The 18,841-nt window shown below is 38.3% G+C and carries 7 protein-coding genes; all 7 read left to right on the top strand.

Going from position 1 to position 18,841, the window contains the following annotated elements; all coding sequences use genetic code 11:
* The first annotated feature begins 141 nt into the window (after positions 1 to 141).
* Positions 142 to 1,179 (top strand): M42 family metallopeptidase, encoded by a 1,038-nt coding sequence (locus ADG81_RS05260; RefSeq protein ID WP_049551118.1) that lies wholly within the window; start codon positions 142 to 144, stop codon positions 1,177 to 1,179.
* 1 nt (position 1,180) lies between these two features.
* Positions 1,181 to 1,651 (top strand): HIT family protein, encoded by a 471-nt coding sequence (locus tag ADG81_RS05255; RefSeq protein ID WP_049551117.1) that lies wholly within the window; start codon positions 1,181 to 1,183, stop codon positions 1,649 to 1,651.
* Between the two features lie 2 nt (positions 1,652 to 1,653).
* Positions 1,654 to 2,370, top strand: coding sequence for an LD-carboxypeptidase LdcB/DacB (gene ldcB, locus ADG81_RS05250; RefSeq protein ID WP_049551116.1), 717 nt, complete (start codon positions 1,654 to 1,656; stop codon positions 2,368 to 2,370).
* A gap of 122 nt (positions 2,371 to 2,492) precedes the next feature.
* The gene (gene rplK / locus ADG81_RS05245; protein WP_001085807.1) at positions 2,493 to 2,918 is read left to right on the top strand and encodes a 50S ribosomal protein L11; all 426 of its coding nucleotides are present in this window, start codon (positions 2,493 to 2,495) and stop codon (positions 2,916 to 2,918) included.
* Positions 2,919 to 3,014: 96 nt separating this feature from the next.
* Complete coding sequence (gene rplA, locus ADG81_RS05240) at positions 3,015 to 3,704, top strand: 50S ribosomal protein L1 (RefSeq protein ID WP_001085675.1); 690 nt, start codon at positions 3,015 to 3,017, stop codon at positions 3,702 to 3,704.
* 545 nt (positions 3,705 to 4,249) lie between these two features.
* The gene (locus tag ADG81_RS05235; RefSeq protein ID WP_049551115.1) at positions 4,250 to 12,559 is read left to right on the top strand and encodes an Ig-like domain-containing protein; all 8,310 of its coding nucleotides are present in this window, start codon (positions 4,250 to 4,252) and stop codon (positions 12,557 to 12,559) included.
* 359 nt (positions 12,560 to 12,918) lie between these two features.
* A partial coding sequence (locus ADG81_RS05230; RefSeq protein ID WP_049551114.1) for a GEVED domain-containing protein occupies positions 12,919 to 18,841 on the top strand: 5,923 nt, incomplete at its 3' end.

Here is an 18,841-nt window from a genome sequence, read left to right as displayed (position 1 = left end):
TACAGCCTGCGGCTAGTTTCCTAGTTTGCTCTTTGATTTTCATTGAGTATAAAATCACTTTTGTAGCTAAGTCTACAGGGGTGATTTTCTTTTTTATCCGATGATAAATGTGTTATAATAGGTAGCAAAAGAGGTGAAGAAATGAATCAAACAGTAGAATATATCAAAGAACTGACAGCCATCGCATCACCAACAGGCTTCACCCGTGAGATTTCGAACTATTTAGTCAAGACTCTAGAAGGTTTTGGTTACCAGCCAGTTCGCACAGCCAAGGGTGGTGTCAATGTGACCATTAAAGGTCAAAATGATGAAGAGCATCGCTATGTGACTGCCCATGTGGATACGCTGGGGGCCATTGTCCGTGCTGTCAAACCAGACGGTCGTCTCAAAATGGACCGTATCGGTGGTTTTCCTTGGAACATGATTGAAGGAGAAAACTGTACCGTTCATGTGGCTAGTACAGGTGAAAAAGTATCAGGAACCATCCTTATCCACCAAACTTCTTGCCATGTTTATAAGGATGCAGGAACTGCAGAACGCACGCAAGACAATATGGAAGTGCGTTTGGACGCCAAAGTAACTAGTGAAAAAGAAACTCGTGCCTTGGGAATTGAAGTCGGTGATTTTATCAGTTTTGATCCACGAACTGTCGTGACAGAGACAGGTTTTATCAAGTCTCGTCATTTGGACGATAAGGTCAGCGCAGCAATTTTGCTTAAGCTCCTTCGTATTTATAAGGAAGAGAAGATTGAATTGCCCGTAACAACCCATTTTGCTTTTTCAGTCTTTGAAGAAGTGGGGCATGGGGCTAATTCTAATATTCCTGCTCAGGTAGTAGAATATCTGGCTGTGGATATGGGAGCTATGGGAGATGACCAGCAAACAGATGAGTACACAGTGTCTATCTGTGTCAAGGATGCTTCAGGGCCTTATCACTATGACTTCCGTCAACATTTGGTGGCCTTGGCTAAAGAGCAAGATATTCCATTTAAGCTGGATATCTATCCGTTTTATGGTTCGGATGCTTCGGCAGCTATGTCTGCAGGGGCAGAAGTCAAACACGCCCTTCTCGGTGCTGGTATCGAGTCTAGCCACTCATATGAACGTACTCATATTGATTCAGTGACCGCAACAGAGCGTATGGTTGATGCTTATCTGAAGAGCGAATTGGTAGACTAATATGTGCCTTATATGCCAGAGAATTGAGCTCATCAAGGCTGGGGAAAATCCCTATTTTGTCAAAGAGTTGGAAACAGGCTATCTTGTGATTGGAGATCACCAGTATTTTGCAGGCTATAGTCTCTTTCTAGCCAAGGAACACGTCACCGAATTGCACCATTTGAAAAAGGAGACAAGACTCCGTTTTCTAGAAGAAATGAGTGTGGTTCAAGAGGCGGTTGCTAAGACCTTTGCTGCCGAGAAAATGAATATCGAACTGCTAGGCAATGGTGATGCCCATCTTCATTGGCATCTGTTTCCTAGACGAAGAGGTGATATGAACGGTCACGGTCTCAATGGACGTGGTCCAGTTTGGTGGGTTCCTTTTGAAGAAATGACAGCAGAAACCTGCCAAGCAAAATCGGATGAGATTAAAAAATTAGTCAAACGTTTATCGTCAGAAGTAGATAACCTATTAGAAATAAAGGAGTAGAAATGAAAAAAAGATACCTTGTCTTGACAGCTTTGCTAGCCTTGAGTCTAGCAGCTTGTTCACAAGAAAAAGCAAAAAATGAAGATGGCTCAGTTAAGACAGAGCAAACAGCTAAAGCTGATGGAACAGTAGGAAGTAAGGCTCAAGGAGCTGCCCAGAAAAAAGCAGAAGTGGTTAACAAAGGAGACTACTACAGCATCCAAGGGAAATACGATGAAATCATCGTAGCCAATAAACACTACCCATTGTCAAAAGACTACAATCCAGGGGAAAATCCAACAGCCAAGGCTGAGTTGGTCAAACTCATTAAAGCTATGCAAGAGGCAGGATTCCCGATTAGTGATCATTACAGTGGTTTTAGAAGTTATGAAACTCAGACCAAGCTCTATCAAGATTATGTCAACCAAGATGGGAAGGCAGCAGCTGACCGTTATTCTGCTCGACCTGGCTATAGCGAACACCAGACAGGTTTAGCCTTTGATGTGATTGGGACAAATGGTGATTTGGTAACAGAAGAAAAAGCGGCCCAATGGCTCTTGGACCATGCTGCTGATTATGGCTTTGTTGTCCGTTATCTCAAAGGTAAAGAAAAAGAAACAGGATATATGGCTGAGGAATGGCACCTTCGATATGTCGGAAAAGAAGCTAAAGAAATAGCTGCCAGTGGTCTCAGTTTGGAAGAATACTACGGCTTTGAAGGCGGAGATTACGTCGATTAAAAAATAAACTTTTCTCTTGCAATTCTAGATAAATAGTGTATAATAGATGAGTATGTGTAAAGCATGCTTGTGGGAGGTAAAAATCTTTAATTACCGCCAAAACCACAAAGGAGGATTTAAAAATGGCTAAAAAAGTCGAAAAACTTGTAAAATTGCAAATCCCTGCTGGTAAAGCTACACCAGCTCCACCGGTTGGACCTGCTCTTGGTCAAGCTGGTATCAACATCATGGGATTCACAAAAGAGTTCAACGCTCGTACAGCTGACCAAGCTGGTATGATCATTCCAGTTGTTATCTCAGTTTACGAAGATAAATCATTTACTTTCATCACTAAAACACCACCAGCTGCTGTTCTTTTGAAAAAAGCTGCAGGTGTTGAAAAAGGATCAGGTACACCTAACAAAACTAAAGTTGCTACAGTTACTCGTGCACAAGTACAAGAAATTGCAGAAACTAAGATGCCAGATTTGAACGCAGCAAACGTAGAGTCTGCAATGCGTATGATCGAAGGTACTGCTCGTTCTATGGGATTCACTGTTGTTGACTAATCAATAACACCCCAATATAACCCGCAAGACTTCATCATTTCGAGAAGTGACGTGGGAGATGAAAATCGATTGAACCACTTACAAGGAGAATAGAAAATGGCTAAAAAAAGCAAACAACTTCGTGCTGCTCTTGAGAAAATCGACAGCACAAAAGCATACAGCGTAGAAGAAGCTGTAGCACTTGCAAAAGAAACTAACTTTGCAAAATTTGACGCAACTGTAGAAGTTGCTTACAACTTGAACATCGACGTTAAAAAAGCTGACCAACAAATCCGTGGAGCAATGGTATTGCCAAACGGTACTGGTAAAACTTCACGCGTTCTTGTTTTCGCACGTGGTGCAAAAGCTGAAGAAGCAAAAGCTGCTGGTGCAGACTTTGTTGGTGAAGATGACCTTGTTGCTAAAATCAACGACGGTTGGTTGGACTTCGACGTAGTTATCGCTACACCTGACATGATGGCTCTTGTTGGACGTCTTGGACGTGTCCTTGGACCACGTAACTTGATGCCAAACCCTAAAACTGGTACTGTAACAATGGATGTTGCTAAAGCAGTTGAAGAGTCTAAAGGTGGTAAAATCACTTACCGTGCTGACCGTGCAGGTAACGTTCAAGCAATCATCGGTAAAGTATCATTTGAAGCTGAAAAATTGGTTGAAAACTTCAAAGCTTTCAACGAAACAATCCAAAAAGCAAAACCAGCTACAGCTAAAGGAACTTACGTAACAAACTTGACTATCACAACTACTCAAGGTGTTGGTATCAAAGTTGACGTAAACTCACTTTAATCAATAGATTATATCAGAGAACGAGTGCGAAAGTGCTCGTTTTTTTGTTTTATTTCACTATACTTCATTATTCAACTATCTCGGAAAACCTCAAAAGTTGGTAGAAAGTTTTGCAATCGTCTTTCTAAAGTTAAATGATAAAAGGAAAATATATAAAAATGAGATAAAGCAATCGTTTTACAAGGTTAGTTTTAAATAAATATACAAAAATAATGATAAAAAATAACGAAGATTTAAATATAAAAAGAGGGTAGAAAATATTCAGAAAATAGGAACAAAAGCGACAATTTTAAAAATTATGACCCTTATAAAATGCTGATAATTCAAGTAAAATGTTACCTAAATTTTACTTAGAAAATTGTTATTTTTTTGAAAAATTATAAATCAAATATCTTGTGTAATGAGATAAGATGTGATATTATTTATATACATGTTAATTGTGAATTATATAAAATTTCCTCTCGATTATGTAAAGAAATTGTTGATGGATTTTTTTGGAAATTTTTAACTAACATGATGAAAATAAAAGGAGGTTGTTGGGCTCAATGAAAGGCAAGCAACAACAAGATTTTAGAGTAGAAAAGTACATTCGTTATGGGATTCGTAAATACAGTTTTGGAGCAGCATCAGTAGCGATTGCGGCTGGTTTAATGTTCTTAGGAAATGGAGCAGTTTCAGCGACAGAGGTACAAAGTGCGGAAACTACCGTAGCAGCAACTCTAGCTGAAAAATCTGATCAGAATACCACAGAAGTAAAGCCAGAAATTGGAAAAACTACGGAAGCAAAAACAGAAGTTAAAGCAGAAGAGACTAAAAAAGTAAATAAAGCTGTTCTTGAAGCAAGTATTACTACTTTAGAATCTAAACTTTCAACTACTAAGAATGCAGACCCTTCAGTTATAGCCAATGCTCGTGAAGCCTTAGCTACTGCAAAAGCTGTTTTAGCAAATGAAGCAGCTAAGCAAGAAGAGGTAGATATCCAAAAAGATATTCTCTCTGCATTGGGAACAGTTGTAACTGAATCAAATAAACTTGGATTAGAGAAAGAACAGGCTGATAAAGACAAGGTAGCAAAAGCAGAAGCAGAAAGAAACGCTACACCAACAGAAAAAGCAGTTTCTGAAGCAACAACTGTCTTGACACAAGTTTCATCAGAAGCTGATGTAACTAATACACTTGCTGCTACAGAACTTCGTAAAAAAGAGGTATCAGAAGAAAATAGAGTAGCAGTTGAAGCAGCGGTTGCTAAAAACCAAGCGGTACTTAACGAATCAAAAGTACTTTTAGCTGACAAGAGCGTTACAAAGGAACAAGTAGAGGCTCAATTAGAACGTTTAAATGAATCAATTCTTGCAGTATACAGTGAACTTAAAAAAGCAGAAATTGGTCGTGATGGTAACTATAGTGTAGCGTTATCAGCTGATGAAGGATACACTAGCAATTCAACAGAGTTAAGAAAAGAAAACGGTGAATTTCTTACAGCTACAGGTAAATCATATAAAACATTAGACGGTAACGATAAATATAGAATATACGTTCACGGATACCAATCAGAAAATACAGAAATTGGAGCAGCTAACAGTGGAAGACCAGATGTAGGTGGACGTACAGATATTCCTTTATCAAAAACTGAAGCTCAAAAACTAGCAAAAGAAGCACTTTTATGGAAAGGTAAAGTTCGTGCTAGTGGAAAAAATAACGGTAATAATACCTGGGGAGCGGGTGGACCTTACGAGTACCTAGCAACTGAAATTTATGGTTATACTTACGAACAAGGAACTCACTATGTATATATTACAGATGTGAAAAAACGTTTCAGCTTATCACAAGAAGCAGAGGCAGCAGGCTATTCGATTAAAAAAATTGACCTTAGTAACTTGATTCCAGGTACTGGGTATAATGAAAAAACAGACACAGTAGAAGGGTATGCAGCATCTAACCTTCAAAATGGTGTTTATGATATGCGTTATATCGTAACAGTTGAAAAAGATGGACAATCTCAACAGGTTACTTTCCGTGATTTAACAGCTGGTTGGATTGGCTGGCAAGACTCATCAGCTCCATCTATTTTAGGAACATCTAAAATGGTTACAATCGGAGATGAAGTAGACCATGACATTAAATATGTAGATAACGAGGGAATGAATAAAGATGAAAGAGCTGGATATGTGTATGCAGATAACGGTTCTAAAGTAGTAGCAGGTTCTAAAACTGCTCCATCTACATCAAAAGCAGCAACATTTACAGCTATTGATGGAACAAAAATAAGAACAATGACATCACCTCAAACAGTTAATGCTCATACTACGTTAAATGGTGTTTACACAGGTCAAGACGCTTCAGTTGCAGACGTAATTCCAGGATTAAGTTATAATCCGACAACAGGGAAAATTCATGGAACAGCTTCAGAAGCTGGAATCTATACTGTAGCTGCATTAGCAAAAGACTACAATAACGCTACAAACGCTAAGAATGTTGACTGGAATATGGACGGGCAAGAAGCTCACGAAAATATTACAATTGCAGTAGCACCAAAAATTACAGTATCTAACGTAGAAGCTTATGCAACAAAAGTTCCTGTAACAGTATCAAACGGAGCAAATAAAGCAGAAATCACGATGCCTGATGGGACTGTAACAAACTTAGTTGTCAAAGATGGAAAATGGACTGTAGGCGCAGGAACTACGAATAAAGCAGTAAAAGAAGGCGATCAATTAGCAGATGCTTCAGCAACAGCACCAACTAAATTCGAATTACCTGTAACTTCAGATTCAACACAATATGTAGGAATTAATAGTATCGAAGCAAAAGCCTCTACAGATAAAGTTCGTGCAGATATTCAACGTGAAATTGCAACAGTAAAAGATGCAGCTGGAAAATCTTATACAGCGACATTTAACCGTGCAACAGGTAAATATACTCTTGCTAATGAAGATGCATACGTATTAAAAGATAATGGAGACGGAACATCAACTTTAACAGAACGTCGTGTATATACAGATGCAAAAGCAAATGGAGATGTTGATTTTATTGTTTATGAATTTACACGTACATGGAATGCAACTTCTTCAGCAGCTAATTTAATTGATAAAGTAGCAGAAATTCGTAAAAATGGTGAAGTAACTGCAGTAGGAGACGTAACTCGTACAGTTACAGCTGTGCCAAGAGAACAAACAGCTGATAAACAAGGCCTTATTGTTACAGTGAAGTATGATTCAGCAACAAAACAATGGACAGCTTCTGACGGTTCAACAGTAACAGCTAAAGAATCTAATGCAGGATGGTCAATTGAAACATCTTCAGGATTCAAAGGGTATGTATCTTATCGTGAAGCAATTGGAAATGATGTAGCATCTATCCAAAATGATAAACCGACTGCTTCATCTACAAGCTATGCTGAAACAAAAGATAACTCTGTAGATTTACTAAAATCTCCTAAAGCAAATGTAGAATTTGAAGATGTGATTGATGATAAATCAGATGATGCTGAGTCAGAAACTATCAAAACTAAATTAACAGTAACAGCTCCAGATGGAACTAAGAAAGAATTTAACTTAGCAGATGCGGAAGAAAAAGCTTATATTCAAGCACAACGTACAGCTGCAGAAAAGACACAAGCAGCAGCAACGGCGATTGAAGATGTTCGAGTAGCACAAAATGAACTTGCTGGTATTCAAGAACAAGTAGACCGTCAAGTACAAATGATTGCAGACGCAGAAGCAGCATTAGCGAACCTAAAACTTCGTACAATTTCTGTAACAGCGAAAGACTTAGCTGAAAAGAAACTTAAAGATGTAAAAGACTTCAAAGCTAGCTTAGATGAGAAATTAAAAGAAGCTCAAGGAAAACTTCCTGAATTAACAGCGAAAGTTACTTCAAGTCGTCAAGAAGCTTTAGAAGCAGAAAAAGCGGTAGAAGCAGCACGTACAGCATTAAAAACAAAAGCTGCAGAAAACTTATCAAATCCAGAAGTTGCAGCTTATACATTAGGTCAATACGGATCTTACAAAGTAACAGTAAGAGCTGTTGACTCAAACGGTGTTGTAACAACTCCAACAGTAGGAAAAACAGATGCTGGAGAAGTTACAGAAGACGCAGTTGCAGAAACAACTTACTACATCGTAGTTTCTAAACCTGAAAAATCATCTGGTGCAGAAGGTCAAGAACAAACTGATTCAATGGAAACAGGATTCAAGACTGGATTACCAAATAATGCAGAAGTATCTGACTACAAACTAGTAGATCCAGTATCAGGTAAGAAAACAGATTCTGTAACGACTGAAGAAGGTACGTATGCTATTGATGGAACTACAGGAGCAGTATCATTTACACCTGCACCAGGCTTTATCGGTAATGCTAAACCATTAACAGTGGCAGCTAACGTAACAATTACAGGAGATGACGGTCAACCAGTAGTAGTAGAATCTACAACGACTTATACACCAACAGTATATGGTGTTAAACCCAAAGATGATAAAACAACTGGAAAACAAGGTCAAGTTCAAACTTCAATTCCAGGAAGTGAAAGATTCTCAGCATTAAATACAACAGCGAATACTCCAGATAATACAAACGTAGACTGGACAACAGCTAAGTACTCATTAGAAGGTGCTAATGAAGAAGGTAAGGTTGTAGTTGAAGGAGAAGGAACATACGCTATTGACCCAACAACAGGTGCAGTGACATTCACTCCAGAACCAAGCTTCAAAGGACAAGCGAAAGGGGTAGAAGTAAAAGTATCTGTAACAGCAACTGATTCAGAAGGAAACAAAGTTGAAGTTACATCTAGTGGAGATTACACGCCAGAAGTTGAAGCAGTAGAACCAACTGCAGAACCTAAAGAAACTTCTGGAAAACAAGGCAGACCACAAACTCAAGATGCGACTACAATGTTCAAAGAAGGTGACAAATCAGCACCAATCGATAAGTCGACAATCAAACTTGTAGACCCAACAGGTGCAGAAGTCACAACAATGCCAGCTCTTAAAGATGGAAAAGAAGTGGGTACTTATACTTTAGACCCAGAAACTGGAGTGATTACATTCCAACCGAATAAAGACTTCACTGGAACACCAGATCCAGCGAAAGTAACTGCGGCAGACAAAAACGGAACAAAAGTTGAAACAACTTACACTCCAACTGTTACTCCAGTAGTACCAGAAGGACAAGATAAAACTACTACAAACCTTCAAGGATTACCTCAACAAAGTAAAGTGAAATTTACCGAAGGAGATCCGGAATTCCCAATCGACGATAAAGTACCTGCGACGTTCGAAGATGGAACGACTACAAAAGTAGTACCAGGAGAAGGTACATACACAGTAGATCCAGATGGAACAGTTCACTTCCAACCAGAAAAACAATTCACAGGTGTAGCTAAAGGTGTAACTGTAAAACGTGTCGATACAAACGGAACACCAGCTACAGCGAAATACACACCGATTGTTAAACCAGTAGTACCAGAAGGATTCGATAACATTACTACAGGAGTACAAGGTCAAGAACAAAAAGGTAAACCTTACTTTAAACCAGGTAATGAAGCAGTGCCGATTAATTACGATGCTCCAGCAACATTACTAGATCCAGAAACGAAGAAACCTGTTCCTTCAAATGAACTTCCAGCGAAAGATCCAGAAGGAAATGTAATCGGTAAGTATACTTTAAATCCGACTACAGGAGAAGTGAAATTCACACCAATAGATAAATCTTATGTAGGGCCAGTACAACCAGTAACAGTTCAACGTGTTGATAAAAACAATACACCGGCAACAGCTGATTATACTCCAGTAATCGTAGGAGTTAAACCAACGGCTAAGCCAGCTGAATCAACTGATGTACAAGGTGCAACTCAAAAACAACCAATTACGTTCAAAGGTGGAACTGCAGACTTAGAAGATCCAGCTGGAAACCCAATTAAATCAGATCCAGTTCCGGTTAATCCAGGTTCAGTTACATTAGTAGGTGAAAATGGAAAACCAACTGATGAAGTAGTTGTAAAAGATCCAAAAGATCCTAATAAAGTAATCGGTAAGTATACTCTTGTAAAAGAGCCTGGTAAAGATCCAGTTGCAGTATACACACCGGAAGACAAAACATACGTAGGAAAAGTTCCGCCGGTAACGATTCAAGCAGCAGATATGAACGGGACTCCAGTAAGAACTACGTACACACCTAACATTAAACCTGTTAAACCAACAGCAACACCAGCTAAAACAACAGATGTTCAAGGTAAAGCACAAACAGGATTACCAGAATTCAAAGGTGGAACAGTATCGATTAACGGTGAAGAGAAAGTTGTTCCAATTGATGAAACAAAAGCTCCAAAACTAATTGATCCAACAACAGGAGAGCCAACTGAAAAAGTTGTAGTAGAAGGAGAAGGAACATACTCAATCGAAGATGGAAAAGTTAAATTCCAACCCGAACCACAATTCACAGGAACTGCTACAGGTGTAGAAGTTCAACGTGAAGATACAAATGGTACAACTGTAAAAGCTAAATACACTCCAACAGTAACTCCGGTTAAACCAACAGGAGAAGATGTTACATCAGAAGATATTCAAGGTGCTAAGCAAACAGGTACACCAGTATTCAAAGGTGGAGATGATGAATTCCCTATCGACAATAAAGTACCAGCGAAACTAATCGATCCAGAAACAGGAAAACTAACAGATGAAGTTGTAGTAGAAGGAGAAGGAACTTATACTATCGACAAAGATGGTAATGTAACATTCACTCCGAAAAAAGACTTCACAGGACAAGCGACAGGTGTAACTGTTCAACGTCAAGATACGAACGGAACAACAGTTCAAGCGCGCTACACACCTAAAGTGAAAGGTGTAACTCCAATAGCAACACCAGCTAAAACTAAAGATATTCAAGGTAAAACACAAACAGGATTACCAGAATTCAAAGGTGGAACAGTAACTGTAAATGGTGAAGAAAAAACTGTTGAGATTGATGAAACAAAAGCCCCTAAATTGATTGATCCAGAAACAGGAGAACCAACTGATGAACCAGTAGTAATTCCTGGAGAAGGAACATACACAATTGAAGATGGTAAAGTGAAATTCCAACCAGAACCACAATTTACTGGAAAAGGAGAAGGGGTAGAAGTTCAACGTGTTGATAAGAATGGAACACCAGTAACAGCTAAGTATACTCCAAAAGTAGTACCAGTAACACCAACTGGAGAAGATGAAACATCAGTAGGACCTAAAGGTCAAACTCAAAAAGGAACACCAGTATTCAATGGTGGATCAGCGAAAATCAACGGTAAAGAAGAAACTGTTGAAATTGATAAGGATGTACCAGCTAAACTAGTTGATCCTAAGACAGGAGATCCAGTTGATTCTGTAACAGTTGAAGGCGAAGGAACATACACAATTGATCCTAAGACTGGCGAAGTAACATTTAAACCAGAACTAGAATTCTTAGGAACAGCTACAGGAGTAACTGTACAACGTGTAGATAAAAACGGAACAGAAGTAACGGCTAAATACACTCCAACAGTAACACCAGTAACGACGACTGTAGACAAAACATCAGAAGGTGCTAAGAATACTCCACAATCTAATACTCCAGAATTCACAGGAGATGTTGACTTAGATGTACCACCTACGTTTGATGATGGAACAACTACAAGGGTGGTAGAAGGAGAAGGAACGTATACAATCGATAAAGATGGTAAAGTAACATTCACTCCAGACCCAGAATTCACAGGTACTGCAGATGGTATAACTGTCGTTAGAAAAGATAAATTAGGTAAAACTATTTCTGCTACTTACACACCAACAGTTCGTCCAGATACTGAGTTTGTAGATGAAAATGGAAATCCAATTAAAGGATATCCAAACGAAGATGGAACAACACCGAAGAAAGATATTCCTGAGTATCGCTATGTAGAAACAATAACAGACGAGCACGGGAACACAAGACATATCTATAAACAAGTTGTAACCTTCTTCAAGGATAAAGAAGGAAAAGAAATTCCAAATTATCCTGTAGAAAAAGGAACAACACCGAAGAAAGATAATGTTCCAGAATACAGATTCGTAGAAACGAAGAAACTACCAAATGGAGATACAGAACACGTATACGAAAAAGTTAAAACTTCATTCAAGGATAAAGAAGGAAAAGAAATTCCAAATTATCCGACAGAAGAAGGAAAACAACCGAAGAAAGATATCCCAGGATACAGATTCGTAGAAACAAAACCATTGCCAAACGGCGATACAGAACACGTATACGAAAAAGTAACAACATTCTTCAAAGATAAAGATGGTAACGAAATCAAAGACAAAGAAAGTGGATTTGTAGATAAGAAAGACATTCCAGGCTACCGCTTCGTAGAGACTAAGAAATTACCAAACGGCGATACAGAACACGTTTATGAGAAAGTTTCAACACCACTTATTCCTCAAACAGAGCCAGGTAAACAAATTACAACAACTTGGACAGATGAAAAAGGAAATCCATTGAAACCAATGGAACCAGGTTCTAAAGAACCAGGAACAATTCCAGGTTATGAATATGTGAAGACTGTGACAGATCCAAATGGAAATATCAGACATATCTTCAAGAAAGTTGAGATGCCAACTCCAAGACCGGTTGAACCAAGTCAACCAGTACAACCAGTTTCTCCACAAGAGCCAACAAGCCCTGAGAAACCAGTAACTCCAGACATGCCAGTAGTACCTGAGCAACCAAAACAACCAGCAACACCTAAATATGTTGAGGGTCAAAAAGAGTTGCCAAATACTGGTACAGAAGACAATGCCCGACTTGCGGCACTTGGACTTCTTGGAGTCTTGAGTGGATTTGGTCTTGTAGCTCGCAAGAAGAAAGAAGATTAATTAAAATCTTTCTGATAAACGAATATAGTAGAAAACCAATGATGTAAAAGTCATTGGTTTTTTGAAATTTCCAATTTTTTTCCGAAAATGGATTTGCTAATATTCGATAAAAAATGGTAAAAAATGCTTTTAATATTACTAAAAAGAGGATGAATATTTTAAAATAAAATTTATTTATTATAGTGTAAATTTAAAGCCTAACTACTTGCTTGTAAGGAGAGAATATGATATCATTAAGTCGTGTATAGACACCAAATTTTCGACATGCAAAACGTTATCATATTAAATGTTTTATAATGCCGATTTTTTGTGCTAAGTACATGAAAATAAAGTAAAATATAAGGAGGTTGTGAGTCTCAATGAAAGGCAAACAACAAGATTTTAGAACGGAGAAGTACATTCGTTACGGTATTCGTAAATACAGCTTTGGAGCAGCATCAGTAGCGATTGCGGCTGGTTTGATGTTCCTAGGTAACGGTGCGGTATCAGCGACTGAAGTACAATCAGCTGAAACAACTATTTCAACACCTGCTCCTAGTCAAGATGATAAGGAGAAGGAAAAGGCCGAGCTTAAAGCTGAAACAGTAGAAACTGTAAAACCTGAAACTGAAAAGGCTACAGAAGCAAAACCTGAAGCTAAAAAAGTAAATAAAGCTGTCCTCGAAGCAAGTATTGCTACTTTAGAAAGAAATATTAAATCAGCTCCTGATGCAGACCAAGCAGTATTAAGTGTAGCTCGTGAAGCATTAGAAAAAGCTAAAGCAGTATTATCTAACGATGCAACTACTCAAGAAGAAGTAGATGCACAAGTGAAAATTGTTAATGATTTAGATGTAGTAGTTACAGAAGCTCAAGCAGCAGGAGTAACAGCTAAAGTTGAAGAGAAAAAAGCAGAAGAAAAAGCAAAATCTGAAGCAAAACAAACTCTAGAAGTAAAAGAAGCTAAAAAAGAATTAACACAAGTAGCATCAGAAGCTGAAGTAACCAATAAATTAGCTGAGACTGAACTTGCTAAGGCTGACGTCAAAGAAGAAAATAAGGCGGCAGTTACAGCAGCAGTCGCTAAAAACCAAGCCGTTCTTGCTGCAACAAAGACACTTCTAGCTGATGAGAGTGTAACTAAAGAGCAAGTAGATGCTCAATTGGAACGCCTCAACGAATCAATCCTTGCAGTTTACAATGAATTGAAAAAGGCAGGAATTGGCCGTGATGGTAAGTTCTCATATGTCTTGGCAGAAGAGGCTAATTATCCAACAGCTGAAGCACCAAATGCAACTGATCAAACAAATCACTTTAAAAAATTCCAAGATCCAGCTACAGGAAATAATAAAGATTTAGCAGATTTGAATAAACAACTCTTCTTCCTAGATTGGGCAGACAAAAATGCTAAGATTACAGGTCTAGGTGAAACGAAAAGTTTAAAAAATGGAAAAGTAGGTTACGAGTTACTTCCTGGATCTACATGGGAGAAAGAAATTACACCAGGATATATTGTAACGGTTAAGGTTAAAGAACTTAAAAACCTTGATGGAAGTGAAAATGGTGCCATTTTAAAACCTGGTAGTCAGAAGTATAATGCAGCGTTAAATGCTGGATTTACAGAAGAACAATTAAAAACACAACGTTATAATAGTCGTGTATTTGCATGGCAAGAAAACTTCAATGGTTACTCTGCAGTACGAAAATACGGCCTACTTGCTCCTGGATATACAACTATTTCAGGGGATATTCAAACAATGGGGGATACAAGTGGTGGTGGTAATGCCATGAACCTTGGTATCACATTTGAAATTTCTGCAACATATAATGGTCGTAAAGTAAAACCGAACTTCTTTGCAGTATCTGCTGAAGAAGCTGGTCCGGTAGAAGCTGAAATCTATCGAACAAATGGTAAGGGTTGGGAACTATTAACAGAAGTTATGAACAAGAGTGTAACATCAAGTTATACTGTTCAAAATATCAACGCTCAAGGTATGGGGGAATTACGTAATGCAATCGAAGCTCCATTCAAGAGTGTAGGATATAGTACTGCTGAACTTCGTGGTGGAAATCCTGAATTAACAGCGATTGTGAATAAACGTATCGAAGAAGCAAGAAATAAAATCGTTACAACTCAGACAGTATCAGCATTAGTTTCAGGAGATGCTCTACAAGCGGATGGTTTAGGTACTCAACAATTTGGACCAGTAAGTAACGCTAGAGATTGGAAATCTACGCCAATTATGATAAGTCGAGGAACTACAGAAGTCTCAGCATACTTATACTCTGCTGGATTCCAAGCATTCTCATTCGGGGTTGTTGCAACAGATGAAGGAGATGCACCTGTTTCTTATGGTGATGCCGTACACTTAATCTCATCAGGTCTTAATAAAGATGTGAACCACCCATTTATTGGTAGTGTAAAAGCTGACCTTGATGAAAAAGACCTTAACACAACCAAACCAAATTGGACTCGTGATGAAACAAATGACAATATGGATGAAGGTCCTCGTCAATTAATGGGTGACAATGTTAAGAATAATGATAATTACACATTACACTATGCAAACGAAGGAACGTATGAATTAGAATTCCAAGCAGATCCAAACGGAAACCCAGAATCATTCGTTAAAGGTTGGATTGACTTTAATAATAACGGAAAATTCGATGAAGGTGAAGCTTCTAACATGGTAACTGTTACTTCAAAAGGAACATATAAGCTTACTTTCACGAATATTCCTCAAAACGTTGATACAACAGTAACTCGTTTAGGAATGCGTATACGTACAGCTATTTCTGCGGACGATATTGAAAATCCTACAGGATTTGCTTACTCAGGGGAAGTAGAAGATTTCCGTATTCAACAAGTAATTCCACCACGCGGGACAAAAGAAGAAACAAAAAATGTTCAAGGTGTGACTCAAAATGCTACGGTAGCATTTAACGCTTACGGACAAAAAGATTATGACTTTGATACAAATAATGTGATTAATACATCTGTGAAATCACAAATTGTTAAAGCAGATGGTTCGTTAGTAAAAGATACTGAGTTGGTAGATGGATACTATGTCGTTCAAGGTCAAGGTAAATATAAAATTACTGACAATGGAAAAGATGTAAATGTAGAATTCGTTCCAGTTCCTGACTTCGTAGGTACAGCAGACGGTATTACAATTCGTCGTACAGATGCGAACGGTAATACAACTGGTTGGGGAAATGAAGGTCGTCAAATCGTTGGTGGTGAAGGAGAAAATAAAGATCAATTAAACTTAATTAGTGATCAAGTTCAATTAGATGGACCAACAGTTAAAGGTTCTATGGACGGTCGTTATATTCCAACTGTAACTCCAAAACCAATTACTGCAGAACCAAAAACTTCTATTGATGTTCAAGGTAAAGAACAAAAAGAAACACCAGTATTCAAAACGGATGCAGGTAAAGATAACGAAAGAGTTATTACACCAAGCGCAACACATCCAGCAAAACTAATTAACCCAGTAACAAAAGATCCAACAGATGCCAAAACTGTAACTGTAGATGGAGAGGGAACTTACACAATCAACCCAACAACGGGTGAAGTAACATTCCAACCACTTCCAACATTTACAGGTAAAGCTAAAGGAGTTGGTGTGTCATTAACAGCACCAGTCGGAGTTGATAAAACAGGAGCTGAAGTAACTTCAACAGCGACAACAACATACACTCCAGAAGTTACACCAGTAAAACCAACAGCTGAGCCAGCTACCTCAACAGGAATCCAAGGTGAAACTCAAACAGGAACACCGACATTCACAGCAGGAAATGTAGCAGTACCAATTAAAACAGGTTCAGTTAAGTTATTAAATGCAGATGGAACAGAAGCTCAGGGAGCTGTACCAGCATTAGATCCTAAAGGGAACAAGGTTGGGGAATACACTGTGGATGCGACAACAGGCGTTGTAACATTCACACCAACAGACAAAACTTATGTAGGACCAGTAGTACCTGCAAAAGTTCAAGCAGAAGATAACAACGGAACTAAAGTTGAAACAAAATATACTCCATCAATCGTAGGAGTGAAACCAACAGCAACTCCAGCAGATTCTTCAAACATTCAAGGTCAAGTACAATCAGGAACTGTAGCTTTTGCACCTGGTAAAGCAACAATTGAAGATACTGAAAAATCAGTAGCAATTAAAGAAAACTCAGCAGTTCTTCTTGATAAACAAGGAAACAAAGTTGCAGCAGGTACTCCAGTAGATGCTGAAGATGAAAATGGAAACAAAGTTGGGGAATACACAATTAACCCAGCGACAAACACAGTAACATTTACACCAACCAATAAAGCGTACAAAGGTAAAGTTCTACCAGCGAATGTTCAAGCTGAAGATGAAAATGGAACAACTGTTAAAACAACATATACTCCACATATCGTGGGAGTAGTTCCAACAGCAGAACCAGCTACTTCAATAGATATCCAAGGGGTAGAACAATCAAAAGAAGTTACATTTACACCAGGTAAAACAGAAATCAATGGAACAGAAAAATCAGTAGCAATCGATACAACTTCATTTAAATTATTAGATGAAAATGAAAATGCAGTAGACTCTGTTCCAGCGAAGAATCCAGCAGGTGATGTGATTGGTACGTATACACTTAAAGTCGTAGATGGCAAAGTGAATGCAGTATTTACACCAACAGATAAAACGTATGCTGGTGAAGTTGAGCCAGTAACGATCCAAGCAAAAGATACAAATGGAACAGTTGTAAAAACAACTTATACTCCATCTATTACACCAGTAGAACCATCAGGAACACCAACAACTTCTGAAGGAATTCAAGGTGCTAAACAAGAAGGAACTCCATCATTCACACCAGGTGATGAAAGAATTCCTATGAAGATTGATGCGGATCAGCCAGCTAAATTAGTAAATCCTGAAACTGGAAAACCAATAGATGATACAACAATTCCAGCAAAAGATAATGATGGAAATACAGTTGGTACCTACACAATTGAACCAACAACAGGTAAAGTAACATTTACACCAAATAAAGACTTTACAGGTACACCAGTAGCAGCAACTGTTCAAGCAAAAGATGCGAATGGAACACCAACAACTGCTACTTATGAACCAACAGTTAAACCAGTAACACCAACAGGTTCAGATACTGTAACAGAAGATGTTCAAGGTTCAATTCAAAAAGGTAAACCAACATTTGAAGGTGGCACAGTAACAGTTAACGGTGAAGAAAAAACTGTTGCAATCGATGAAGATAAACCAGCTAAATTGGTAGATCCAAAAACAGGTGATCCAGTTGAATCAGTAACTATCGATGGTGAAGGAACATATACAGTAACTCCAGACGGCATAGTAACATTTACACCAGAAAAGAACTTTACAGGTAAAGGAACAGGTGTTACAGTTCAACGTGAAGATAAGAATGCTACACCAGTGACAGCTAAATACACACCAGTTGTAAAACCAGCAACACCAACAAGTTCAGATGTCATCACAACTAATGTTCAAGGTGCAATTCAAGAAGGAACACCAACATTTACAGGTGGAAAAGTAACGATTAATGGTCAAGAAAAAACTGTTGCAATCGATGAAGCTGTAAAACCAAAATTCGATGATGGAACAACTGAAAAAGTAGTACCAAACGAAGGAACATACACAATCGATGAAAATGGAAAAGTAACATTCACTCCAGAAAAAACATTCACAGGACAAGCTGCAGGAGTAACAGTTAAGCGTGTTGACAAAAACGGAACACCAGTAACAGCTAAATACACACCAGTAGTAATCCCAGTGTCACCAACTTCTAAAGATGCTGAATCAGAAGGTCCAAAAGGACAATCTCAAGAAGGGACACCAACATTTACAGGTGGAAAAGTAACACTTAACGGGAAAGAAGTACCAGTAGCAATCGATGAAAATGTAAAACCAAAATTCGATGATGGAACAACTGAAAAAGTAGTACCAAACGAAGGAACATATACAATCGATGAAAATGGAAAAGTAACATTCACTCCAGAGCCAAACTTCGTAGGAAAAGCTACAGGAGTAACAGTTAAACGTGTTGATAAGAACGGAACACCAGTAACAGCTAAATATACTCCAACAGTTCGCCCAGATACTAGATTTGTAGTTATCGAAAAAGATGGCAAAGAAACAGATTTACTTCCATCTAAAGATGGAGCTAAACCTTCAGAACCAATTCCAGGATATAATGTTGTTAGAACTGAAATTGATGAAAAAGGAAATACAAAACACATCTACGAAAAAGTTAAGACATCATTCAAGGATAAAGAAGGAAATGAAA

The sequence above is a fragment of the Streptococcus pseudopneumoniae genome, assembly GCF_001070815.1.
Lineage (GTDB): Bacteria > Bacillota > Bacilli > Lactobacillales > Streptococcaceae > Streptococcus > Streptococcus pseudopneumoniae_P.
Note: the sequence above shows the minus strand (reverse complement) of the source record. Positions and strands in the feature narration are given on the sequence as shown.

Coding starts and splice junctions, on each gene's coding strand:
- rplK (WP_001085807.1), top strand. CDS start 2,493: ATGGCTAAAAAAGTCGAAAAACTTGTAAAATTGCAAATCCCTGCTGGT.
- rplA (WP_001085675.1), top strand. CDS start 3,015: ATGGCTAAAAAAAGCAAACAACTTCGTGCTGCTCTTGAGAAAATCGAC.
- ldcB (WP_049551116.1), top strand. CDS start 1,654: ATGAAAAAAAGATACCTTGTCTTGACAGCTTTGCTAGCCTTGAGTCTA.
- ADG81_RS05255 (WP_049551117.1), top strand. CDS start 1,181: ATGTGCCTTATATGCCAGAGAATTGAGCTCATCAAGGCTGGGGAAAAT.
- ADG81_RS05260 (WP_049551118.1), top strand. CDS start 142: ATGAATCAAACAGTAGAATATATCAAAGAACTGACAGCCATCGCATCA.
- ADG81_RS05235 (WP_049551115.1), top strand. CDS start 4,250: ATGAAAGGCAAGCAACAACAAGATTTTAGAGTAGAAAAGTACATTCGT.